Source organism: Actinomarinicola tropica, assembly GCF_009650215.1.
Classification (GTDB): domain Bacteria; phylum Actinomycetota; class Acidimicrobiia; order Acidimicrobiales; family SKKL01; genus Actinomarinicola; species Actinomarinicola tropica.
The window spans coordinates 2,558,115-2,580,306 of record NZ_CP045851.1; the positions used below are offsets into that span (position 1 = coordinate 2,558,115).

Genomic DNA, 22,192 nt, shown 5'->3' on the forward strand with positions numbered 1-22,192 from the left:
GATCCTACGGGGATCGGACTCGGACGACCTGCGGGCCCCCGGTAGCCTTGCGCCGATGCGCTACCTCGATGCGGTCCACGGCGAGGTCCTCGTCTACGACGGGGCCTTCGGCACCTACATGCAGACGAAGGACCTCACGGCCGACGACTTCGGCGGCCCGGAGCTCGAGGGCTGCAACGAGATGCTCGTGCTCACCCGCCCTGACCTCGTCGCCGAGATGCACCACGCCTTCCTCGACGTCGGCGTCGACGTCATCGAGACCGCGACGTTCGGTGCGTTCTCGATCCCGCTCAACGAGTACGCGCTGGGCGACCGGGCCCACGAGATCAACGTCGCCGCCGCCCGGATCGCCCGCGCCGCGGCCGACGAGGTGTCGACGCCCGACCACCCGCGCTTCGTCGCCGGGTCGATCGGTCCCGGCACCAAGATGCCCACGCTGGGCCACATCCCCTTCGCCGAGCTGCGCGACGCCTACGAGGTCCAGTGCCGCGGGCTGCTCGAGGGCGGCGTCGACGTCCTCCTCATCGAGACCCAGTACGACCTGCTCGGCGCCAAGGCCGCGATCATCGCCGCCCGCCGTGCCATGGCCGACACGGGCGTGGAGGTGCCGCTCCAGGTCCAGGTCACGATCGAGCAGACCGGCCGCATGCTCGTCGGCACCGAGATCGGCGCCGCGCTCACCGCCCTCGACGCCATGCGCGTCGACGTCATCGGGCTCAACTGCGCCACCGGCCCGGCGGAGATGAGCGAGCACATCCGCCACCTCTCCCAGCACAGCCGGGTCCCGATCGCCGTGCTGCCGAACGCCGGCCTGCCGTCGGTCATCGACGGCAAGATGCACTACGACCTCACACCCGAGCAGCTCGCGGACTTCCACGAGCGGTTCGTCACCGAGCTCGGCGTGCAGATCGTCGGCGGGTGCTGCGGCACGACGCCCGCGCACCTCGCTGCCGTCGTCGACCGCCTGCGCGACGTCCGGCCCGCCGACCGCAGGCCGGTCCACGACCCCGGCGTGGCCTCCATCTACAGCCACACCCCCTACGACCAGTCGCCGTCGTTCCTCGTCGTCGGCGAGCGCACCAACGCCAACGGCTCGAAGAAGTTCCGCGAGGCCCTCCTCGCCGCCGACTGGGACACCGCCACCAAGATGGCGTCCGACCAGGTCCGCGAGGGGTCCCACGTCATCGACGTGTGCGTCGACTACGTCGGGCGCGACGGCGTGGCCGACATGCAGGAGATCGCCAGCCGGTTCGCCACCGCCTCGACCGTGCCGATCATGGTCGACTCCACCGAGGCCGACGTCGTCGAGACGGCGCTGCAGTGGATCGGCGGCAAGGCGATCCTCAACTCGGTCAACCTCGAGGACGGCGCCGAGCCCGGTACGCGCCTCGACCGCTTCCTCGCGCTCGCCCGCGACTACGGCGCCGCCGTCGTCTGCACGACCATCGACGAGGTCGGCCAGGCCCGGGACCGGGAGTGGAAGCTCCGAGCGGCCAAGGCCATCTACGACCTGGCCACCGAGCGCTACGGCATCCCGCCCGAGGACCTCATCTTCGACCCGCTGGCCCTCACCCTCGCCACCGGCATGGAGGAGAGCCGCAAGGACGGCATCGAGACGATCGAGGGCATCCGGCTCATCAAGTCCGAGCTGCCCGGGGTGCACACCATCCTCGGGCTGTCGAACATCTCCTTCGGGCTGAAGCCCGCCGCCCGCCACGTCCTCAACTCCGTGTTCCTGCACGAGTGCCAGGAGGCGGGCCTCGACGCGGCCATCGTCCACGCGGCCCGCATCATGCCGCTGGCCAAGATCCCCGAGGAGCAGGTGCAGGTCTGCCTCGACCTCATCCACGACCGCCGGCGGGAGGGCTACGACCCGCTCGAGGCGCTGCTCGACATGTTCGAAGGCGTGTCGGCCGCCGAGGTCGTGAAGGAGGACCGCTCGGGCTGGACGGTGCAGGAGCGCCTCAAGGCCCGGATCATCGACGGCGACCGCGACGGGCTCACCGTCGAGCTCGACGAAGCCCTCGGCGCGGGCATCCCGGCGCTCGGCATCGTCAACGACGTCCTCCTCGAGGGCATGAAGGTCGTGGGCGAGCGCTTCGGCGCCGGCGAGATGCAGCTGCCGTTCGTGCTCCAGTCCGCCGAGACGATGAAGGCCGCCGTCGCCCACCTCGAACCGCACATGGAGAAGGTCGAGGGTGAGGGCTCGGGCAAGGGCCGCATCGTGCTCGCCACCGTCGCCGGCGACGTGCACGACATCGGCAAGAACCTCGTCGACATCATCCTCACGAACAACGGCTACGAGGTGCACAACCTCGGCATCAAGGTCTCGATCGGCGACATGGTGGCCACCGCGCAGCAGATCCAGGCCGACGCCATCGGCATGAGCGGTCTGCTCGTGAAGAGCACGCTCATCATGCGCGACAACCTCGAGGAGCTGAACGAGCGCGGGCTGTCGGACATCCCCGTCCTGCTCGGCGGTGCCGCCCTCACCCGCACCTACGTCGAGCGCGACCTGCGCGACATCTACGACGGTCGGCTCTTCTACGGCAAGGACGCCTTCGAGGGCCTCCGGGTCATGGACCGGCTCGGCGAGATCCGCCGGGGCGACGACGACCCGGACTTCGGCCGGGTGCTCGGCGGGCGCAACATCCCGGCCCGCACCAAGGTCGAGGTCGACCCTGCGACGATCCCGGCCCGCTCCCCCGAGGCCCAGCTCGACAACCCGGTGTTCACGCCGCCGTTCACCGGCTCACAGGTCGTCAAGGGCATCGCGCTCGACGACATCGCCGAGTACGTGAACGAGACCGCCCTCTTCCGCAACCAGTGGCAGTTCCGGCCGGAGTCCGGCGAGAACGACGACGAGTTCAAGGCTCGCATCCGGCCCACGTTCCGGGCGCTGCTCGCCGAGGCCAAGGCCGAGGGCATCCTCGTGCCCCAGGTCGTCTACGGGTACTTCCCGGCCAACAGCGACGGCAACGAGATCGTGATCTGGACCGACGAGAGCCGCACGGTCGAGCGCACCCGCTTTGCCTACCCGCGCCAGCAGGTCGAGCCCTGGCTGTGCATCGCCGACTTCGTGCGCCCGATCGGGTCCGAGGACCCCGACCACGTGGCGTTCCACATCGTCACGATGGGGGCCACGGTGTCCGAGCGCACCGCCGAGCTGTTCGCCGCCGACAAGTACCAGGACTACCTCTTCCTGCACGGCCTCGGCGTCGAGATGGCCGAGGCGCTCGCCGAGATGTGGCACCGGCGCATCCGCGAGGAGTGGGGCTTCGCCGACGAGGACGGGCCCACGCTGCAGGGGCTGTTCCGCCAGCAGTACCGCGGCGGCCGCTACTCGTGGGGTTACCCCGCGTGCCCCGAGCTGGAGGACAACGCCCGGGTGGCCGAGCTGCTCGACGCCGAGCGCATCGGCGTCGAGGTGAGCGCCGAGACCGGCTTCCAGTACCAGCCGGAGCAGACCACCTCGGCGATCATCCTCCACCACCCCCGCGCCAAGTACTTCGTCGCCCGGTAGGGCGAGCAGAGGGTGAGCGCCCGCTAGGGCGAGCAGAGGCGCAGCGCCCGCGAGGGCGAGCCGAAGATGGCTGGATCAGCGGGCGCCGCGGGCGGCGAGCACGCTCGGGATCGTGCGGAGCACGATGCCGATGTCGACGAGCAGCGACCAGTTGTCGACGTAGTAGAGGTCGAGCCGCGTGTACTCGTCGAAGCCGGTGTCGCTGCGGCCCGAGACCTGCCACATGCCGGTGATTCCGGGGCGGACCCGCAGCCGGTTGAACAGCTCCGGCGACCAGTCCTGCGCCTCGTTCGCCAGCGCCGGTCGCGGCCCGACCAGGCTCATCTCGCCCCGGATGACGTTCCAGAGCTGGGGCAGCTCGTCGATGGAGGTGCGGCGGATGAACCGACCGATCCGGGTGACCCGCGGGTCGTCGGTCATCTTGAACAGCGGCCCGTCCGCCTCGTTGCTCTCCCGCAGGTCGATGAGCCGCGCCTCGGCGTCGGGGACCATCGAGCGGAACTTGAGCACTTCGAAGAACTCGCCGCCGCGACCCAGCCGCCGCTGCCGGAACAGCACCGGACCCGGCGAGGTGATCTTCACCAGCGCGGCGACCACGGCCATGGGGACGGCGAGGAGGACGAGCGCGGTCGAGGCGACCACGACGTCGAAGCACCGCTTGGCGATCGGGCGCCAGCCGTAGGGCAGCACCGGCTCGATGTAGAGGACCGGGTAGCGGCCGAGCGGGCGGACGCTGATCCGGCTGGTCTCGACGTCGGAGAGGGCCGAGGTGAGCTCGACGTGGAGGCCGGCGTGGGTGAGGACCCGGATCAGCCGGTTCGAGGTCCGCAGGTCCATGGCCGTCGCGGTGACGACGACGCCGGTGGCGCTGTTCTCCCGCACGGCGTTGACGGTACGGGCGACGAGGTCGAGCGGCTGGCTCGGGTCCTCCGGAGCGCCGTGGACCTCGCCGTCGACGACCGCCAGGACCTCGTAGCCGAGGCTCCGGTCGGCCTCGAGCATGGCGACGACGGCGGCGGCCTCACCGTTGTTGCCGACGACGACGACCCGGCGCGTCGACCGGCCGGTCACCCGGCGGCGGCGGAAGAACTGGCGCACGACCTCGCGCTCGAACCACAGCGCGGGGATCGAGATGACGAGCGCCACGACGACCCAGGTACGGCTGACCGGCACCTTCAGGAGGAAGGCGATCATGACCATGCCGACGACGGTGAGGAGCAGGCCGTCGGCGAGGCGGCGGAACTCGTCGGAGCGGCGGGTGACGAAGCGGGCCTGGTAGAGCCGCCGGCTGGCGAGGGCAGCGACGAGGACGGGTGTGGCGAGCACCGCCACGAGGGCGTACTCGGCGAAGCTGACGGGGTCCCCCTGGACCCGGATCTGGGTGAGCACCCACGCGACGCCCATCGCGAGCACGAAGGCGAGCGTGTCGCTCATCGCGACGGCGACCTTGCTGAGGTTGATCTCGCGCGTCCGACGCACCGCGCGGACCGCGGAGTCGTCGGCGTCGAGGGGCTGGAGGTGCCGCAGGCGGTCGGCGACGAGGGCGGTCGAGATCGCCTCGCCCTCACTCACCGTGTCGATGGAGGATGCGCTCGAAGGCATGGAGGTCTCCGCTGGTCCGATGGGGGAGCCAGACCGCGGTGCCCGTTCGTCGCGCGCCCGCTGTCGACTTCTCTGCGTGACCATACTCCGTCTGATGTGATCTGGAAACCGCAAAGAGTGACGAATCGGTAGGTCGAATGGCTCATCTTGTGGCACCGCGCGCTCCTCACCACACACAGAGTGGCCCGTCGAGGTCACGCAGTGAGGTCAGGACCCCCTGACCTGCGCAGCCCCTCGACGCAACACGAGCGCTGAGCGCGGTCGGTGATACGCGCTCAGGGCGCGAGGACGGCACGGGCGACCAGGTCCATCCCGAACGCGGTGAGGATGGCCAGGTAGAGCAGCCCGGTCGCTGCCATCACCGCCGAGTACTGCCGCTCGCGGAGCGCCGCACGGGTGACGCCGACGAGGACGATCGTCGTGACCGTGCAGGCCACCCAGAACCAGCCGAGGAGCCCGCCGTAGCCGTCGTCGATCTCGCCGGACAGCACCGACGCCATGCCGGTCGGCCACAGCATCGCTGCGAGGTGGAACGGCCAGATCGCGCCCGTCCACCGCACCAGCTCGAGCAGCGGGCCACGAGCCAGCCCCGGCTGCACGAGGTACCAGTGGCCGAGCAGCATCGCGTCGGACACCGCACCGAGGAACGCCGCACCCACCACGATCCGTGCGATCGACAGCGCGACGGGCTCGCCCGCCGCGACCCCGCCGGCGACGAGGCCGACGAGACCGATCGCCGGCGCGACGAGATCGAGCACCGGGGGGAACTCGGCGGCCTCGTCGTCCTTCTCCGCCACCGCCCGGTCGATGCCGGTCATGGCCGCCACCCGCTCGCTCCGGCGCTCGGCGAGCTGCCGTTGACCGGCGACACCGGCCCGGCGTCGCGCGACCGACACCGCGAGGGCGACACTGGCTGCGGCGACGACACCGAGCGACGCCACGTCGCGCACCGGTGCGTCCTCGCCGTAGCGCCAGCCCAGCCACGCGGCCAGCAGCGCCATCAGCCCGTAGGTGCCGCGCAGCAGCCACCCGTAGCCGAGGCCGACCTCACGGCGGCGCGTCGTGAGCCACAGGAAGAAGAGCCCACCGGTCGCCCACTGGAGGCAGACGGTGGCGGCGTCGAGGGTCACGGGGCGACGTCAGGCATCGACGACGGCGAGGCCGTGGTCGGCCTCGTTGAGCGCCAGCGGCCCCTCGGTGGTGGCCACGACGATGTCCTCGATGCGGGCTCCCCACCGACCGGCGACGTAGATGCCGGGTTCGATGGAGAAGGCGTTGCCGGCGACGAGCGGCTCCCGGTTGCCCTCGACCAGGTACGGCTCCTCGTGCTCCTCGGTGCCGATGCCGTGGCCGAGGCGGTGGATGAAGAGCCCGTCGAACCCGCCCTCGGCGATGCGCTCGCGGGCCACCGCGTCGACCTCCTCGGCCGGCCGACCCACCGTGGCGGCGACGACGGCGCGCTGCTGGGCGTCCTGGAGCACGCCGTAGAGCTCGGCGAACTCGGCCGGCGGCTCGCCCGTGTAGACGCAGCGCGTGATGTCCGAGCAGTAGCCGACGCCCGAGCCGGCCAGGGGGAACGTGCCGCCGAAGTCGCACAGCACGACCTCACCCGGCTGGATGACCCGGTCGCCGGGGTGGTGGTGCGGGCTCGCGGCGTGCTCCCCCGCCGCGACGATCGCGAAGTTCGTGCGCTCGTGCCCCTCGGCCACGATGCGCCGGGACAGCTCGGCGGAGACGTCGGCCTCGGTGCGCCCGATCAGCGGGATCCCACCGGACTGCAGCTCGGCGGCGATGCGGTCGACCGCAGCCGCCGCCTCGCGGAGGCTGGCCACCTCGGCGGCGTCCTTCACGGCGCGCAGGGGGCCGACGACGTCGTTGGCCCGCCGCCACCGCACCCCGGGCAGGACCGCCAGCAGGTCGACGAGGAAGCGGGCCCAGGTCTGGTCGCCGATGGCGACCTCCCTCGCCGCACCGACCGCCTCGGCGACGAGGCGGACAGGGTCGGTGGTCTCGTCCCACCCGACCACGGTGAAGACGTCCGGGCGCTCGACGACGCGCGGCACCTCGAGGCGGGGGACGAACATCGTGGCGTCGGCGTCGACGGGGACGACCAGCATGGTGAGCCGCTCGAGGGGCATGGCGCGGTACCCGGTGAGCCACGGCAGGTCGGCGCCGACCGACAGGAGGGTCACGTCGATGCCCCGGTCGCGCATGGACGCCCGGACGCGATCGAGCCGGGCGGCGAACGTGCGGTCGTGGTCGTCGGCCATCGTCCCAGGGTACCGACACGGCGCGACCCGGCCCGCCGCCCGGGTGGGGTGTGACCGATGAGACCGGCCCATTCGGCCCCTTTCCGGCCTGGAGCCTCACGTCGATCGGGGGAGCGCCGATGGCGCCACCGTGGGTCAGACCGTCGAGATGAGGCGCTGGCACCCCCGGGTGGGGGTGATCCTGCTCGCGATCGCCGCCATGCCGCTGGCCGGCGTCGCGGCGCTCGCGTACCAGCAGGTGCGCCAGGTGGGCAGCTACCAGGAGGACGTGTCCTCGCTGACCGGTGCCATCGAGGACCTGACCTCGGCCCTCCAGATCGACAGCGCCGTCGCCGAGGAGAAGTACTGGTCCTACGCGACGGTGGCGCTCGAGGACATCGGCATCCCCCGCCAGCTGGTCGTCGACCTCGTCGGGTTGGATCCGTGGAGCGCGGTCGACGAGTCGGCGGCCCGCGTCGACGCGCTCGTCGATCGCTCCCGCTTCGCCGACCTCGCCCCGATGCTCCAGTCGGCGCGATCCATCGACGATCCGGTCGCCACCGAGCTCGAGGACGCCTACGAGCTCGTCACCGACCGGGTGCGAGCCCATCGGGAGCAGGCGACGGCGCGTCTCGTCGACCTCCCCAGCGCCCCCGACCTCTCCCGCGGCGTCCGCACGCTGCGCCTCGCGGCCGACATGCGCGACGACGCCGCCACGCAGCTCGGTGCCTTCTTCGCGCTCCGCTTCGACTCGAACTCCGGATCGGTCGAGGCCCTCCGCCAGCTCGTCGCGCGGGACGACCGCTACCGCGCCACGCGCCGGCAGCTGTCCGGCACGGTGACGGCCGGAAGCCGTGCCGCCGACGTGCTCGCCGAGATGGACGAGGATCCCGACGTGGCCCAGTTCCTGCGGGAGGTGCGCGCCGCGGTCGACACCACCGTCGAGAGCGGCGCCGGGCAGACGTCCGCGCTCAGCCCGGAGATCGTGGTCGGCGACGCCACCACGCTCGCCGACAGCTTCCTCAGCGCCCACTCGGCGACCGGTACGCACATGCGCCTCGTGGACGCCGCGGCGACCGACGTCGAAGGTCTGGCCGCGGAGCTGGACGCCGATGCCGCGGCGGCGCGACGCAACGCGCTGGCGTTCGTGGCGATCGTGTCGTGCCTCGCCATCGCCGGCGTGGTCGTCGCCGGCCGGGCCATCGTCGTCCCGCTCCGCCGGCTGTCCGCGGCCGCCGAGGCCATGCGGGAGGGCAGCCTCGACCACCACGTCGCCGAGACCGGCCCGCAGGAGCTGCGCGGCACGGCACGGGCGATGAACGAAGCCGTCGCTCAGCTCCACCTCGCCGAGCGCCAGGCGCTGGCCCTGGCCCAGGGCGACCTCGACGACCCCATCCTCGAGCTGTCGGCGCCCGGCGCGCTCGGCCAGTCGCTGCGCGACGCCGTCGCGCACCTGACCACGTCGCTCAACGAACGTGAGGACTTCCGCCGCCGGCTCGCCCACGAGGCCGCCCACGATCCGCTCACGGGCCTCCCCAACCGCACCGCCTCGCTCGCCCACCTCAAGCGCGCCCTCGGGCGCGCCCAGCGGACCGGCGACCACCTCGCGGTGCTCTTCGTCGACCTCGACGGCTTCAAGCAGGTCAACGAGCTCCACGGGCACGGCGCCGGCGACCGGGTGCTCGTCCAGGTCGCCCAACGTCTCTCCGACACCGTGCGCCAGAGCGACGTCGTCGGCCGCCTCGGCGCCGACGAGTTCATCGTGGTCGCCGAGCCGATCGGCCACGAGGACGAGGCAGCCCAGCTCGCCGCTCGCCTCCTCCGCGAGATCGAGGAGCCGATCCGTCAGGGTGGCCGGACGATCGGGGTGAGCGCCACGATCGGCATCACGACCGACGGGGGCTCGAGCGATCCCGACAGCCTCATCCGCGAGGCCGACGCCGCGGTCGTCGAGGCCAAGCGCTCCGGCGGCGGCCGGACCCGCTTCTGCGACGACGCGCTCCGCACCGGGCTCGCCTCGCGCAGCGCCGTCGAGCGCGGCCTGGCGCGTGCCATCGAGGAGGACCACCTCGTCCTCTACGTGCAGCACATCGTCGACGCCAGGACCGAGGAGCTGGCGGCGTTCGAGGCACTCGTGCGGTGGATCGACCCCGGGCGGGGCCTCGTCCCGCCCGACGAGTTCATCCCGGTCGCCGAGGCGAGCGACCTCATCGTCGCCCTCGACCGGTGGGTCCTCCGCAACGCCGTCGACAACCTGGCCCGGTGGAGCGCCGAGCACCCCGCCTCGGCCGTGCCGCTCTCGGTCAACGTCTCGGGCCGCCACCTCGCCCACCCGCAGCTCGTCGAGCACGTGCTGGAGCCGCTCCGGCGCCACGGCGTCGACCCGCGACGCCTCACGGTGGAGGTCACCGAGACCGCCCTGCTCGACGACCTCGCCAGCGCCGCCACGCACCTCAGCGCGCTCCGCGAGGTCGGCGTCCGCATCGCGATCGACGACTTCGGCACCGGCTACACGTCGCTCGCCCACCTGCGCGCCCTGCCGGTCGACATCTTGAAGATCGACCGCTCCTTCGTGGCCAACCTGCGCCACGACGACGAGCGGACGCTCATCCGCATGATCGTCGAGCTCGGCCACCTGTTCGGCCTCGAGGTCGTCGCCGAGGGCGTCGAGACGGCGACCGACGCGCGCGAGCTGCTCCTCCTCGGCGTCGACGCCCTCCAGGGCTTCCACTTCTCCCGCCCCCACCCCATCGCCGACGTGGGCGGGAGCGAGACGCGGGTGGTCGCTCAGCCCGTGCGCTGAGGCGCCACCTGTAGACCCGCCGCAGCTGCCGCGACCTTGGCGTGGTGGCTCGACCGGGTGAGAGGTGCCGCCTCGACGTGGGCGAGGCCGAGCTGGCGGCCGACGGCCGCGAGGTCGTCGAGCTCCTCGGGGGCCCACCACCGGGCGACGGGCAGGTGCGCCGCGGTCGGCCGCAGGTACTGGCCGGCGGTGACGACGTCGACCCCGATCGCCGCCAGGTCGGCGAGGGTGGCGTGGACCTCCTCGGTGGTCTCGCCCATGCCGAGGACCAGGCCCGACTTGGTGGTGAGGCCCGCGTCCTTCGCCCGTGACAGCACCGCGAGGCTGCGGGCGTAGGAGGCCGACGGGCGGGCGACGCGCTGCAGGCGCGGGACGGTCTCGACGTTGTGGTTGAGCACGTCCGGGCCGGCATCGAAGATCGTGGCCAGCGACGCCGGGTCGCCCTTGCAGTCCGAGATGAGCACCTCGATCGTCGTGCCGGGTCGGCGGCGACGGATCGCCGCGATGGTGGCGGCGAACTGCCCGGCGCCGCCGTCATCGAGGTCGTCGCGGGCGACCGTGGTGACGACCGCGTAGTCGAGGCCCATGCGGGCGACGGCGTCGGCGACGCGCTCGGGCTCGTCGGGGTCGGGCGGCGCCGGCTTGCGGGTGTCGACCAGGCAGAACCCGCAGGCGCGGGTGCAGCGCTCGCCGTTGATCATGAACGTGGCCGTGCCGTCGGACCAGCACTCGTAGATGTTCGGGCAGCCGGCCTCCTCGCACACGGTGACGAGGTCGAGCTCGCGCATCGTGGAGCGCAGCCGGTTGTAGCCGGGGCTCGGGGTGACCTTGGCCCGCATCCACTCGGGCTTGCGCTCGCGGAGGGACACCGCCTGGGTGACCCCGGCCTCGGCGAGGCGGCCACGCAGCCGCACCGACGTCTCGGCCGCTGCGGCCTCCGGGGCGGCCTCGCCCCGGCTGAACGGGGCGAGGTCCTCGGGACGCTCGCGCCAGACGACGTCGGCGCGCTCCCACGAGCCGGGGCCGTGCCCCCACCGCTCGACCGCGAGGGGGACGAGGGTGTCGACCACCGTCCGCATGTCGACGTCGATGCCCTCGGCCGCGAGCGAGGTGACCTCCTTGTCGGAGATCCCGCACGGGACGATGTGATCGAACATGCCCATGTCGGGCGCGACGTTGATGGCGAAGCCATGCATCGAGCGGCCCCGACTGAGCCGGACGCCGATGGCCGCGATCTTGCGCGGGCGGTCGGACCCCGGCGCGACCCAGACGCCGGGGTACTCACGAAGGCGGCCGACGTCGGCGAGACCCAGTGCGGTGAGGGTGTCGATGACGAGCTGCTCGACGCCGTGGACGTAGGCGGCGGTGTCGGCCATGCCGCCGCCGCGCACGCCGGGGACGGTGAGGATCGGGTAGCCGACCAGCTGGCCCGGGCCGTGGTAGGTGACGTCGCCACCACGGTCGACCTCGACGACCTCCGCTCCCACGGACGCCGGGTCGACCAGCACGTTGCTGCGGTCGGCCCGGACGCCGAGCGTGTAGACGTGGGGGTGCTCGAGCAGCAGGAGGTGGTCGTCCGAGGACCGCGCGAACAGCGCCCGCTGGAGGGCGTGCGCGTCCCGGTAGGCGGTCCGCCCCAGCCAGCGGACCCGGAGCACTAGAGCTCGGCCTCCCAGTCGCGGGTCTCGATGTTCTCGCGGAGCCGGTCGAGGAACGCCGCGACGTAGGCCCCGTCGAAGGCCCGGTGGTCCCACGCCAGGGCGAGGATGCCGACCGAGTGGATCGCGATCGACTCCGACCCGTGCTCGTCGGTGACGACGACCGGCTTCCGGCGGATGCCGTCGGTGGAGAGGATGGCGACCTGGGGCTGGTTGATGACCGGGAACTGCATGAACGTGCCGTACTGGCCCGGGTTGGTGATCGTGATCGTGCCGCCGGCGAGCTCGTCGGGCGACAGCTGCTTGGAGCGGGCCCGTCGGGCGAGGTCGACGACCTCCCGGGCGATGGCCCGGAGCCGCTTGGTGTCGGTCTCCCGCACCACCGGGGCGAGCAGGCCCTCGAAGTCGATGTCGACGGCGATCGACAGGTTGACCTCGGAGTGCACGACCAGCTCGCCGTCGCCGACCGACGCGTTGAGGTGAGGGAAGTCGCGGATCGCGTCGACGAGGGCCCGGGCGATGAACGGCAGGTAGGTGAGCGAGAAGCCCTCCTCCTCCTTCCATGCCGGGCCGTGGGTGCGACGCACCCGCTCGACGGCCTCGAAGTCGACCTCGACCGCGGTGAGCACGTGCGGCGAGACCTGCTTGGACATCACCATGTGCTCGCCGGTGCGACGCCGGATGTTGTTGAGCGGCACCACGGTGTCGCGCTCCCCCGCCCGGGGCGTGGGGGCGGGAGCCGGCGCCCGACGGGCGGGAGCCGGGGCCGGAGCCGCCGCCGGTGCGGGGGCGGGGGCGGACGGCGCGGCTGCGGGTGCGGGCGCCGACGTGCCGCCCGACTCGATGGCCTTCTGCACGTCGGTGCGGGTGATCCGCCCGCCGGGGCCCGTGCCCTGGATCTGGGTCGGGTCCAGCCCGTGCTCGGCCACCAGGCGGCGCACGACGGGCGACAGCAGCAGGCCGCTGCCCTCGTCGGAGGCGGGGGGCGGCGTCCGGGCCAACGACGGGCCCTGAGGTGCCGGGGCGGTGCCCTCGGCCGACTCGACCGCCGGGTCGGGCGCGGGCGCCGGGGGCGCGGGCTGCTCGCTCGACGGTGCCTCCGCGGGGGGTGCCTCGGCCTCCGCGGCCGGCGGCTCGGCGGGCGCCTCGGGGGCCTCGGACTCCCCGGAGGTGTCCCCACCCTCGGCCGGGGCGTCGGCGGCGTCGCCGAGGACGGCGAGCACCGTGCCCACGTCGACGGTCTCCCCCTCCGGCACGCGGATCTCGGTGAGGACGCCGGCGGCGGGCGAGGGCACCTCGGAGTCGACCTTGTCGGTCGACACCTCGAAGAGGACCTCGTCCTCCGCCACCTGCTCGCCCACCTGCTTGAACCACTTCGTGATCGTGCCCTCGGTGACGGTCTCACCGAGCTGGGGCATCGTGACCTCGGCCATGGGATTGGGGTTCCTTCCGGTGTTCGGGGGGGCGGGTGTCAGTGCAGCGAGCGGCCGGTGAGCGCCATCAGCGTCTCGCCCAGGTTCTCGCTCAGCGTCGGGTGGGGCTGGATGAACGCCGCGGCCTCGGCCACCGTGGCCTCCCAGTTGACCGCCATGTACGCCTGTCCGAGCTGCTCGGTGACCCACGGGCCGACCATGTGCACCCCGAGGATGCGCCCGGCCTCGCCGTCGGGGCCCTTCTCGGCGATGACCTTCACGAGGCCGTCGGTGTCGCCGATGATCTTGGCCCGGCCGTTGCCGATGTAGCGGTGCTTGGAGACGACGACGTCGTAGCCGGCCTCCTTGGCGGCCTCCTCGCTGTAGCCGGCGAAGGCGACCTCGGGGTGGCAGTAGATGCACCAGGGCAGGCGGGCGTAGTCGACGGGCTGGGGGTCCTCGCCGAGGATGTCGCGGATGGCCACCATGCCCTCCGCGAAGCCGATGTGCGCGAGCTGGGCGGTGGGGACGATGTCGCCGACGGCCCACACGCCGTCGACCGAGGTGCGGCAGTTCTCGTCGACCTCGATGAAGCCGCGGTCGTCGACGGAGACGCCGGTCTGGTCGAGGCCGAGGAGGTCGGTGAACGGCCGGCGGCCGACGGACACGACGACCATGTCGGTCTCGATGTCCTCGCCGCCGTCGACGTGGACGGTGGTGCCCCGCTCGCCCGGCGTGTGACCCGTGACCTGGACGCCGGTCTCCACGGTGATGCCGCGCTTCTTGAACGAGCGCTCGACGATCTGGGCGGCGTCCTTGTCGACCCCGGGGAGGATCTTCGGCAGGGCCTCGAGGATGGTGACCTCCGTGCCGAGGTCGGACATCATCGACGCGAACTCGCAGCCGATGGCGCCACCGCCGATGACGACGGCCCGCTCGGGCAGCTCCCGGAGCGAGAGGAGCTCGTCGGAGGTGACGACGAGGGTGCCGTCGACGTCGAAGCCCGGGATGGTGCGGACCGCGGAGCCGGCGGCGAGGATGACGGCGTCGCCGGTGATCGAGACGTCGCCCGACTCTCCCCCACTGACGTGGACGGTGCGGTGGTCGGCGTCGAGGCGGCCCGTGCCGTCGAGGACCGTGACCTTGCGCCCCTTCAGCAGGCCCTTGAGGCCGTCGACGAGCTGGTCGATGACCCCTTGCTTGCGGTCCTGGGTGACGCCGAAGTCGAGGCCGGGAGCGTCGGCCAGGACGCCGAACTCCTTGGCGTGGCTGACCGTGCGGTGGACCGCGGCGGTCTCGAGGAGCTCCTTCGCGGGGATGCAGCCGACGTGGAGGCAGGTGCCGCCGATGCGCTGCCGCTCGATCATGGCCACGTTGAGGCCAGCCGAGGCGCCGTAGAGGGCCGAGGCGTACCCGCCCGGGCCTCCACCGATCACGACCACGTCGAAGTGCGTGTCGGTGCTCGCAGGTGCAGGGTTCTCGGCCGTCGGGACCACCTCCAGATGTCGTTCCCGGTCGACTCTATCGTCGGCCCCGACGCCCTTCGCCCTGGTCAGCGAGGCTCGCGACGACCTCAGGTGGCGAGGAGCACCTGGACCGTGAAGGCCACGAGGATGGCCATGCCGCACAGCAGGGCGGCGAGGATGAGTCGACGGGTGCTCACCCCGCCAGGTTACGGCGCGCCGCGACTCCCGCCGGACCGGCGTGCAGCAACGTGCCCGCCGAGCATTGCGCGCTCCTCGCAGCTGAGGTTAGGGTGTCCTACCGCCGCACGCCCTCGCCATGGAGCGCTCCACGCCCGTGATCGTCTGCCACTGCCACGCCGTCAACGACGCCACCGTGCTCGACGCCATCGCCGGCGGCGCCGGCGACGTCGCGGCCGTGGGCCGGGCGTGTCGAGCCGGCACGGGCTGCGGCGGGTGCCACGAGACGCTCGCCCGGTTGCTCGACGCCGCCGCGGCGGTCGAGGAGGCCTTCGTCGACGAGGTCGTCGTCGAGGTCCGGCCGTCACCCGCGCGCCCGGTGCGCGAGGCTGCACGTCGGTAGGGCACCGCCGACACCGACCACGGAGGCCGACATGCAGGGCGACGCCGAGATCATCGAGCTGCTCAACGAGGTGCTGACCGCCGAGCTCACCGCGGTCAACCAGTACTTCATCCACGCCAAGATGCAGCAGAACTGGGGCTACCCCCGGATCGCCCACCACACCCGCGACGAGTCGATCGACGAGATGCGCCACGCCGAGCGCGTCATCGAGCGGATCCTCTACCTCGAGGGCGTCCCCAACCTCCAGCGCCTGTGGAGCCTGCGCGTCGGCGAGTCCGTGCCCGAGCAGATCCGCCTCGACCTCGAGGTCGAGTACGAGGCGGTGGCGCGCCTCAACCGCTGCGTCGAGGCGGCCGTGGCCAAGGGTGACAACGGCAGCCGCGAGCTGTTCGAGACGATCCTCGTCGACGAGGAGGAGCACGTCGACTGGCTCGAGACGCAGCTCGCGGCGATCGAGGCCATCGGCGAGGCGAACTACCTCGCCCAGCAGCTCTACGAGTGAGCGTCGGCGGCCTCAGCGCCGCCGACGTGCCCGCCAGAGGCTGCCGATCAGCTCGATCATCACCAGCGCCACGAGGATCGTCACGAGCAGGACCAGCCACAGCGGACCCTCGAACTCCCAGAAGAACACCTCGACGGGCACCTCGTGGGAGTTCTGGAAGACGAACACCGCGAGGGCGATCGCCAGGATCGCTCCGATGACCACCGTCGGGCTGACCGATCGGCTCCGCTCTTCCGACATCGGGACCCCTCTCCTCGATCGCTCGTGGACGTGCCGGTCGCACCTCCCCGCACCGGCCCGACGTTACGCCTGGTCCCGACGCCGCGCTCGGATCCCGTGGGAGGCACACTGTCGCGATGCGGATCCTCGTCAGCGGTGCCAGCGGCCTCATCGGGACGGCCCTCCAGGAGGAGCTCAGGGCCCGGGGGCACACGCCCGTCCCGCTCACCCGGCAGCCGGCGCCGGGGAGCCACGCCATCCGCTGGGACCCCATGGCCGGCGAGCTCGACCTCGCCGACCTCGACGGCATCGAGGCCGTCGTCCACCTGGCGGGCGAGAGCATCGCGGGTGGGCGGTGGACCGACGAGCAGAAGGCGCGGATCCTCGAGAGCCGCACGAAGGGCACCTCGCTCCTCGCCGAGGCGGTGGCCGCGATGGACGACCGCCCGTCGGTGTTCCTCAGCGGATCGGCGATCGGCTACTACGGCGACCGCGGTGACGAGGTCCTCGATGAGTCGAGCCCGGCCGGGGACGACTTCCTCGCCGGCGTGTGCGTCCGGTGGGAGGCCTGCGCCCAGCTCGCCGCCGAGGCGGGCATCCGCACGTGCACGCTCCGCACCGGGATCGTGCTCGACGCCGAGGAGGGGGCCCTCGCCAAGCAGCTGCTCCCGTTCAAGCTCGGCGTCGGCGGCCGCCTCGGCTCCGGCCGGCAGTGGCAGAGCTGGATCACGCTCGCCGACGAGGTCCGGGCGATCTGCCACCTCCTCGAGTCGTCGGTCAGCGGCGCGGTGAACCTCACCGCGCCGAACCCGGTGCGCAACAGCGAGTTCACGTCGACGCTCGGCCGGGTGCTGCGGCGTCCCACGCTCCTCCCCATCCCCACCTTCGCCCCCTCGTTGCTCTACGGCCGCGAGCTCGTCGAGTCGCTGCTCCTCGTCTCGCAGCGCGTCGCCCCGAGCGTCCTCGAGGCCGACGGCTTCGAGTTCCGCCACCGCGACCTCGAGCCGGCGCTCCGCGCCGTGCTCGACCGGCCGTAGGACCAAGGTCCCCGTCCACGCGGGACCTTCCTCACAACTTGGGCCACGGGCGTGCCGTGCCCCACCCCTCGGCGGGAGACTCCTGGTGTGAGGCGCACGCGACGGGGACGAGGCTGGTGCACGGCGACGATGACCGCCCTCCTCCTCGTCGTCGGGACGGCAGCCTGTGGCGACGACGGCGGTACGGCTGATGACGGCGGTCCGCCGGCGCTGGAGGGGATCACCCGAGCGTCGCCGATCTCGGTCGCCGACATCGAGATCACCGAGGTCGCCCCCGACGCGCCCGACCGCCCGTTCCGCTTCCGGGCACCGGACGGCGAGCTGCTGTTCGTCTACTTCGGCTACACGTCGTGCCCCGACGTCTGCCCGCTGACCCTGTCCGACCTGCGCGCCGCGCTCGAGGAGCTCGATCCAGCGGACGCCTCGCGGTTGAGCGTCGCCTTCGTGACCGTCGACCCCGAGCGCGACACCGCCGAGGTGCTCGTCCCCTACCTCGGCCACTTCTTCGACCGGATCCACGCCCTCCGCACCGAGGACGCCGCCGTGCTCCAGGAGGTCGAGGACGCGTTCGGCGCGTCGTCCACCATCACGCCCAAGGACGACGGCACCTACGACGTCAGCCACTCGGCCATCTCCTACCTCGTCGACAGCGACGGCGAGGTCGTCGTCGAGTGGCCCTACGGCGTCTCCTCCGACGCCATGGCCCACGACCTCCGGATCCTCACGGACCGGCTCACCGAGGAGCAGACCACATGACCCCCCGCACCCACCGCGCCCTGGTCGCCCTCGGGATCGCCGCGCTGATCGCCGGCGCGGCCGCCTGCGGCGACGACGACGACGACACCACCTCCAGCTCGGAGACGACGGCCGCGGTCGCCGAGGAGACGACCACGACCGACGCCGAGGGTGAGGAGCCCGGCGGCGAGGTCACCGTCGAGGACGCGTGGGCCCGCACCAGCCCGATGATGGCGGCCAACGGCGCCGCGTACATGCGGATCACGAGTCCGGTCGACGACCGTCTCGTCGCCGCCAGCGTCTCGCCCGACGTGGCGATGACCACCGAGGTGCACGAGACGTCGATGAGCGACGACGGGTCGGGCGAGATGATGATGCAGGAGGTCGACGGGATCGACCTGCCCGCCGGCGAGACCGTCGCCCTCGAGCCCGGGGGCTACCACGTGATGCTGATGGGCCTGACCGAGCCGCTCGAGGTCGGCGGCGAGATCGAGATCACGCTCGAGCTGGAGAGCGGCGGCACGGTGACCGTCACCGCCGAGGTCCGCGATGCCTGAGTCGGTCGCGGACGAACCGGCGCCACGCCGGTCGGGGCTCGCCGTCCCCGTCGCCGCGTTCGCCGTCCTCCTCGTCGTCGCCATCGGGGGGATCGTCGCCGTCGTCGTCACGAGCGACGACCCCGACCCGCAGACGGTCACCTACGCCATCGACGAAGGCACCGGCGCCCGCCTGGACGCCGGCGAGGACGTCGACCTGATGCCCGCCGAGGTCCACCTGTCGGTCGGCGACACGCTGGTCATCCGCAACGACGACGACCGCCCCTACTCGGTGGGGCCGTACTTCGTCCGGGCCGGCGAGACCCTCGCCCAGACCTACACCCGGCCCCAGGAGCTGGTGGGTGCGTGCGAGCTCAGCGGCCACGGCGAGCTCAGGGTCGTGGTCACCTGACCGTCGCCCGTCGGGTGCGGGCCGTACCCTGACCGCATGTCAGAGCGCCAGGTCTCGGTCCGTCGCACCATCCCCGCTCCGCCGGAGTCGATCTTCGCCGTCCTCGCCGACGCGTCGCAGCACCCCCACATCGACGGCTCCGGCACGGTGAAGGCCTCGAGGGACACCGACCCCGAGCCGCTGCGGCTCGGCAGCCGCTTCGGGATGGACATGAAGATCGGCCTGCCCTACCGCATCTCCAACGAGGTCGTGGAGTTCGAGCAGGACCGCCTCATCGCGTGGCAGCACTTCGGCGGCCACCGCTGGCGCTACGAGCTCTCCCCCGTCGACGGGGGCACGGAGGTCGTCGAGACGTTCGACTGGTCGACGTCGCGGGCCCCGTGGTTCATCGAGCTCGTCGGCTACCCACGCCGGCACCCGCCGGCGATGGCCGCGACCCTCGAGCGGCTCGAGGGCGTCGTCACCACCGCCGGCGACTGAGCCGGTCGCCCGCTCCTCAGCGGGAGCGGTCGGTCACTTCGGCTGCATGCGGACGCCGCCGTCCACGCGGATGACCTCGGCGTTCATGTAGTTGTTCGTGATGAGCTCGAGGGCCATCGTGGCGAACTCCTCGGAGGTGCCGAGGCGGTCCGGGAAGAGGACGTCGCGCTTGAGCTTGTCCTTGAACTCGTCGGAGCCGGGACCCGAGCCGTAGATCGGCGTGTCGATGAGGCCGGGGGCGATGCAGTTGACGCGGATGCCGACGACCGAGAGGTCGCGGGCGATCGGCAGCGTCATGCCGACGACGCCGCCCTTGGAGGCCGAGTAGGAGACCTGGCCGATCTGGCCGTCGAACGCCGCCACGGAGGCCACGGTGACGATCGAACCCCGCTGGCCGTCCTCGTCGACCGGGTCCTGCTGGGACATGGCCGAGGCGGCGAGGCGCACGCAGTTGAAGGTGCCGACCAGGTTGACCTGGAGGACCTTGCTGAACAGGTCGAGGTCGTGGGCCGACTCGTAGGAGCCGTCGCGCCCGATGGTGCGGGTGGCCATGCCGATGCCCGCGGCGGTGACGAGCGAGCGGAGCGGCGCGATCTCCTTCGCGGCCTCGACGGCGGCGATCACCTGCTCGGGATCGGCGACGTCCGCCTGGGCGAACATGCCGCCGATGTCCTTGGCGACCGACTCGCCGCGCTCGGCGTTCATGTCGACGACGACGACGCGGGCGCCGCGCTCGGCGAGGAGTCGGGCGGTGGACTCACCGAGGCCAGAGGCACCGCCGGTGACGAGGGCAGAGGTTCCGTTCAGATCCATGGACGGAGATTAGTCACACTCAATACAACAGCCGGCACGACGTCAGCCGTAGAGCTTCGTGTCGAGCTCGCGCACCTTGGCGGCGAGCGCGGCCGCCACCTTCACCGCGATCGCGGGCACGTTGAGCAGGAGGCTCCTGAACTCGCGCGGGTCCAGCACGAGGGCCGTGACCTCGGTGAGGGCCACGACCGACGCGCTGCGCGGCCCGCCGTCGAGCAGGGCGATCTCGCCCACGCACGCGCCCGGGCCCACCGTGGCGACGACGGTGTCGTCGACCTGCACCTCGGCCTCGCCCTCGAGGATCACGAACGCCTCCCGCCCGATCTCGCCCTGGTCCACCAGGACGGTGCCCGGCGCGAGGGTCACCTCGGTGGTGAGCTTGTCGATCTCCGCCAGCTCCCTCTTGGTCGCGCCCGCGAAGAGCGCCACCCCCGCCAGTTCCTCGGTGTGATCGGCCATGCGCGCCACACTAGGCGGCCTCCCCTGCGGCGTGACCGATGTCACGTCCGGAGCGCCACCACCGCTCGACGAGGCCGTCGCCGAGGCGCGTGAGCATCGGACCGACGATGGCGAGCACCAGGACGTAGGCGGCCGCGAAGGGCCGGAGCTCGTCGGCGAACGAGGAGCCCACCGACAGCCCGGCGATGACGATCGAGAACTCCCCGCGTGCCACCAGCGCGAAGCCGGCGCGGAACCGGCCGGGGACGCCGATGCCGGCGCGGGCACCGGCGATCCACCCCGTCGCCACCTTCGTCAGCGTGGTGATCGCGGCCAGGGCGAGCACCTGGGGCAGCACCGGCACGAGCTCCGCGGGGTCGATCTGGAAGGCGAAGAAGACGAAGAACACGCCGGCGAAGAGGTCCCGCAGCGGTGCGATGAGGTCGTGCGCGGCGTCGGACGTACGACCGCTGATCGCCGTCCCGAGCAGGAACGCGCCCACCGCCGCCGACACGTGCACCGACTCGGCCAACCCCGCGATGAGCAGGGCCAGGCCGAGCACGCTGAAGAGCAGCGCCTCGTCGGAGCGGCTGAAGATCACCCGGCTGATGTGCTCCCCGTAGCGGGTCGAGACCGCCAGCACCACTGTCACGGCCAGCAGGGCCAGCGCCACCGAGCCCGTCGTCGCCAGCGCCGACCCACCGACCAGCAGCCCGGCGACCAGAGGGAGGTACACCGACATCGCCAGGTCCTCCATCACCAGCACGGCGAGGATCTGCGGCGTCTCCCGGTTGCCGGTGCGACCCAGGTCGCCGAGAAGCTTCGCCACGATCCCCGACGACGTCATGTAGGTGATGCCGCCGAGGAAGACGGCGCCGAGCGCCCCCCACCCGAGGAGCAGCCCGGCGAGGACACCCGGCGTGGCGTTGAGCACCAGGTCGACCAGCCCGATCGGCGCCGACCGCCTCAGCGAGCCGAGCAGCTCCTCGCCCGAGTACTCGATCCCGAGGAGGAGGAGCAGGAGGACCACGCCGATCTGGCTGCTCGACTCGATGAACCCGGCGCTGCGCTCCAGCCGGAACGGCTCGTCGGTGCCGAGCAGGAGCCCGAGCAGCAGGTAGGCCGGGATCGGCGAGAAGCCGATGCGCGACGCCACGCGGGCGATGACCGCGAGGCAGCTGATGACGGCACCGATCTCGAGGAGGAGCCGGGCCGCCTCCTCGCCGGCGGAGGCGAGGACCACTCAGATCCCCAGGAGCTCGCGCAGCCGTTCCATGCTCTCCGCGCTCCCCACCCCGACGACGACGTCGCCCGGCTCGAGCTCCTCGTCGGGACCCGGGCCGGGCACCGTCGTGTGCCCGCGGATGATGGCGACGATCGAGACACCGGTGCGCTTGCGGTACTCGCCGTCGCCGATCGTCGTCGACTGGAAGCTCTCCGGCAGGGGGAGCCACTCGATGGCGAGACCTTCGATGCGCTGCTGCACCTGGCCCAGGTGCTCGATGATCGTCAGGCCTCCGAGCAGGTCGGCGACCGTCCGGGCCTCGTCGACGGTCAGCTCCACCGACGCCCGGACGGCGTCAGGGTCGCGGGTGTCGTACACGAGCAGGTCCCGGCGCCCGGACGCGTGGGAGACGACGCCGACCCGCCGCCCGCCTCGTGACATGAAGTCGTGGCGCACACCGACGCCGGGAAGGACGGTCTCCTCGATCTCGCTCATCGCCGCA

The 22,192-nt window shown here is 72.2% G+C and carries 20 protein-coding genes; 9 read left to right on the top strand and 11 right to left on the bottom strand.

Features of this window, described 5'->3' with window-relative positions; translation table 11 throughout:
• Positions 1-55 precede the first annotated feature (55 nt).
• The gene (metH, locus tag GH723_RS12590) at positions 56-3,523 is read left to right on the top strand and encodes a methionine synthase (protein ID WP_153759974.1); all 3,468 of its coding nucleotides are present in this window, start codon (positions 56-58) and stop codon (positions 3,521-3,523) included.
• A gap of 75 nt (positions 3,524-3,598) precedes the next feature.
• On the opposite strand, the gene GH723_RS12595 is transcribed toward metH, so the two are convergent.
• The 3 genes from GH723_RS12595 to GH723_RS12605 form a co-directional block, all read right to left on the bottom strand.
• Entirely contained in the window at positions 3,599-5,125 is a 1,527-nt protein-coding gene (locus GH723_RS12595; RefSeq protein ID WP_195210281.1) for a sugar transferase, read from the bottom strand.
• Positions 5,126-5,400: 275 nt separating this feature from the next.
• Positions 5,401-6,255 (bottom strand): hypothetical protein, encoded by an 855-nt coding sequence (locus GH723_RS12600; RefSeq protein WP_153759976.1) that lies wholly within the window; start codon positions 6,253-6,255, stop codon positions 5,401-5,403.
• A gap of 9 nt (positions 6,256-6,264) precedes the next feature.
• The gene (locus GH723_RS12605; protein ID WP_153759977.1) at positions 6,265-7,395 is read right to left on the bottom strand and encodes a M24 family metallopeptidase; all 1,131 of its coding nucleotides are present in this window, start codon (positions 7,393-7,395) and stop codon (positions 6,265-6,267) included.
• Between the two features lie 130 nt (positions 7,396-7,525).
• Here GH723_RS12605 and GH723_RS12610 point away from each other — a divergent pair, with 130 nt between their 5' ends.
• Positions 7,526-10,177: a putative bifunctional diguanylate cyclase/phosphodiesterase gene (locus tag GH723_RS12610; protein WP_153759978.1), complete on the top strand. Its 2,652-nt coding sequence runs from the start codon at positions 7,526-7,528 to the stop codon at positions 10,175-10,177.
• Here GH723_RS12610 and lipA read toward each other — a convergent pair.
• From lipA to lpdA, 3 genes are read right to left on the bottom strand one after another with little or no spacing between them, the layout of a single operon-like run.
• Positions 10,162-11,835, bottom strand: coding sequence for a lipoyl synthase (gene lipA, locus GH723_RS12615; RefSeq protein ID WP_153759979.1), 1,674 nt, complete (start codon positions 11,833-11,835; stop codon positions 10,162-10,164). The two genes, GH723_RS12610 and lipA, sit on opposite strands and share 16 nt — an antisense overlap.
• Entirely contained in the window at positions 11,835-13,268 is a 1,434-nt protein-coding gene (locus GH723_RS12620) for a dihydrolipoamide acetyltransferase family protein (RefSeq protein WP_153759980.1), read from the bottom strand. The genes lipA and GH723_RS12620 overlap by 1 nt, the downstream gene beginning before the upstream one ends.
• A gap of 38 nt (positions 13,269-13,306) precedes the next feature.
• Positions 13,307-14,743, bottom strand: a complete 1,437-nt coding sequence (gene lpdA, locus GH723_RS12625; RefSeq protein ID WP_153759981.1) for a dihydrolipoyl dehydrogenase — start codon at positions 14,741-14,743, stop codon at positions 13,307-13,309.
• A gap of 286 nt (positions 14,744-15,029) precedes the next feature.
• Here lpdA and GH723_RS12630 point away from each other — a divergent pair, with 286 nt between their 5' ends.
• Both GH723_RS12630 and bfr read left to right on the top strand, forming a co-directional pair.
• Positions 15,030-15,293 (top strand): (2Fe-2S)-binding protein, encoded by a 264-nt coding sequence (locus GH723_RS12630; RefSeq protein WP_229022815.1) that lies wholly within the window; start codon positions 15,030-15,032, stop codon positions 15,291-15,293.
• Between the two features lie 31 nt (positions 15,294-15,324).
• Positions 15,325-15,795 (top strand): bacterioferritin, encoded by a 471-nt coding sequence (bfr, locus tag GH723_RS12635; protein ID WP_153759982.1) that lies wholly within the window; start codon positions 15,325-15,327, stop codon positions 15,793-15,795.
• A 12-nt stretch (positions 15,796-15,807) separates the two neighbouring features.
• Here the strand turns inward: bfr and GH723_RS12640 are convergent, their stop codons facing one another.
• Positions 15,808-16,035 carry a lipopolysaccharide assembly protein LapA domain-containing protein gene (locus tag GH723_RS12640; protein WP_153759983.1) on the bottom strand — a complete coding sequence of 76 codons (228 nt, stop codon included), beginning with the start codon at positions 16,033-16,035 and terminating at the stop codon, positions 15,808-15,810.
• Between the two features lie 116 nt (positions 16,036-16,151).
• On the opposite strand from GH723_RS12640, the gene GH723_RS12645 reads away from it, so the two are divergent.
• The 5 genes from GH723_RS12645 to GH723_RS12665 all read left to right on the top strand — a co-directional run bounded on the left by GH723_RS12645 (position 16,152) and on the right by GH723_RS12665 (position 19,214).
• Positions 16,152-17,051 carry a TIGR01777 family oxidoreductase gene (locus GH723_RS12645; protein WP_153759984.1) on the top strand — a complete coding sequence of 300 codons (900 nt, stop codon included), beginning with the start codon at positions 16,152-16,154 and terminating at the stop codon, positions 17,049-17,051.
• 129 nt (positions 17,052-17,180) lie between these two features.
• Positions 17,181-17,807 (top strand): SCO family protein, encoded by a 627-nt coding sequence (locus tag GH723_RS12650; RefSeq protein ID WP_153759985.1) that lies wholly within the window; start codon positions 17,181-17,183, stop codon positions 17,805-17,807.
• Positions 17,804-18,343: a copper chaperone PCu(A)C gene (locus GH723_RS12655; protein WP_153759986.1), complete on the top strand. Its 540-nt coding sequence runs from the start codon at positions 17,804-17,806 to the stop codon at positions 18,341-18,343. The genes GH723_RS12650 and GH723_RS12655 overlap by 4 nt, the downstream gene beginning before the upstream one ends.
• The gene (locus GH723_RS12660) at positions 18,336-18,734 is read left to right on the top strand and encodes a hypothetical protein (RefSeq protein WP_153759987.1); all 399 of its coding nucleotides are present in this window, start codon (positions 18,336-18,338) and stop codon (positions 18,732-18,734) included. The genes GH723_RS12655 and GH723_RS12660 overlap by 8 nt, the downstream gene beginning before the upstream one ends.
• Before the next feature lie 36 nt (positions 18,735-18,770).
• Positions 18,771-19,214: an SRPBCC family protein gene (locus GH723_RS12665; RefSeq protein WP_153759988.1), complete on the top strand. Its 444-nt coding sequence runs from the start codon at positions 18,771-18,773 to the stop codon at positions 19,212-19,214.
• Between the two features lie 33 nt (positions 19,215-19,247).
• On the opposite strand, the gene GH723_RS12670 is transcribed toward GH723_RS12665, so the two are convergent.
• Genes GH723_RS12670 through GH723_RS12685 form a run of 4 tightly spaced genes read right to left on the bottom strand, consistent with a single transcriptional unit; the run spans position 19,248 to position 22,185 of the window.
• The gene (locus GH723_RS12670; protein WP_153759989.1) at positions 19,248-20,027 is read right to left on the bottom strand and encodes an SDR family NAD(P)-dependent oxidoreductase; all 780 of its coding nucleotides are present in this window, start codon (positions 20,025-20,027) and stop codon (positions 19,248-19,250) included.
• A gap of 42 nt (positions 20,028-20,069) precedes the next feature.
• Positions 20,070-20,486, bottom strand: coding sequence for a cyclic nucleotide-binding domain-containing protein (locus GH723_RS12675; protein ID WP_153759990.1), 417 nt, complete (start codon positions 20,484-20,486; stop codon positions 20,070-20,072).
• A 10-nt stretch (positions 20,487-20,496) separates the two neighbouring features.
• The gene (locus tag GH723_RS12680) at positions 20,497-21,708 is read right to left on the bottom strand and encodes a cation:proton antiporter (RefSeq protein ID WP_153759991.1); all 1,212 of its coding nucleotides are present in this window, start codon (positions 21,706-21,708) and stop codon (positions 20,497-20,499) included.
• Complete coding sequence (locus GH723_RS12685) at positions 21,709-22,185, bottom strand: cation:proton antiporter regulatory subunit (protein ID WP_153759992.1); 477 nt, start codon at positions 22,183-22,185, stop codon at positions 21,709-21,711.
• Positions 22,186-22,192 lie beyond the last annotated feature (7 nt).

What these genes read in the sequence shown, in the direction of transcription:
- GH723_RS12655 (WP_153759986.1), top strand. Translation starts at nt 17,804, where the DNA reads ATGACCCCCCGCACCCACCGCGCCCTGGTCGCCCTCGGGATCGCCGCG.
- GH723_RS12670 (WP_153759989.1), bottom strand. Translation starts at nt 20,027, where the DNA reads ATGGATCTGAACGGAACCTCTGCCCTCGTCACCGGCGGTGCCTCTGGC.
- GH723_RS12605 (WP_153759977.1), bottom strand. Translation starts at nt 7,395, where the DNA reads ATGGCCGACGACCACGACCGCACGTTCGCCGCCCGGCTCGATCGCGTC.
- GH723_RS12665 (WP_153759988.1), top strand. Translation starts at nt 18,771, where the DNA reads ATGTCAGAGCGCCAGGTCTCGGTCCGTCGCACCATCCCCGCTCCGCCG.
- GH723_RS12640 (WP_153759983.1), bottom strand. Translation starts at nt 16,035, where the DNA reads ATGTCGGAAGAGCGGAGCCGATCGGTCAGCCCGACGGTGGTCATCGGA.
- GH723_RS12630 (WP_229022815.1), top strand. Translation starts at nt 15,030, where the DNA reads ATGGAGCGCTCCACGCCCGTGATCGTCTGCCACTGCCACGCCGTCAAC.
- GH723_RS12685 (WP_153759992.1), bottom strand. Translation starts at nt 22,185, where the DNA reads ATGAGCGAGATCGAGGAGACCGTCCTTCCCGGCGTCGGTGTGCGCCAC.
- GH723_RS12675 (WP_153759990.1), bottom strand. Translation starts at nt 20,486, where the DNA reads ATGGCCGATCACACCGAGGAACTGGCGGGGGTGGCGCTCTTCGCGGGC.
- GH723_RS12660 (WP_153759987.1), top strand. Translation starts at nt 18,336, where the DNA reads ATGCCTGAGTCGGTCGCGGACGAACCGGCGCCACGCCGGTCGGGGCTC.
- bfr (WP_153759982.1), top strand. Translation starts at nt 15,325, where the DNA reads ATGCAGGGCGACGCCGAGATCATCGAGCTGCTCAACGAGGTGCTGACC.
- GH723_RS12650 (WP_153759985.1), top strand. Translation starts at nt 17,181, where the DNA reads ATGACCGCCCTCCTCCTCGTCGTCGGGACGGCAGCCTGTGGCGACGAC.
- GH723_RS12595 (WP_195210281.1), bottom strand. Translation starts at nt 5,125, where the DNA reads ATGCCTTCGAGCGCATCCTCCATCGACACGGTGAGTGAGGGCGAGGCG.
- GH723_RS12620 (WP_153759980.1), bottom strand. Translation starts at nt 13,268, where the DNA reads ATGGCCGAGGTCACGATGCCCCAGCTCGGTGAGACCGTCACCGAGGGC.
- GH723_RS12645 (WP_153759984.1), top strand. Translation starts at nt 16,152, where the DNA reads ATGCGGATCCTCGTCAGCGGTGCCAGCGGCCTCATCGGGACGGCCCTC.
- metH (WP_153759974.1), top strand. Translation starts at nt 56, where the DNA reads ATGCGCTACCTCGATGCGGTCCACGGCGAGGTCCTCGTCTACGACGGG.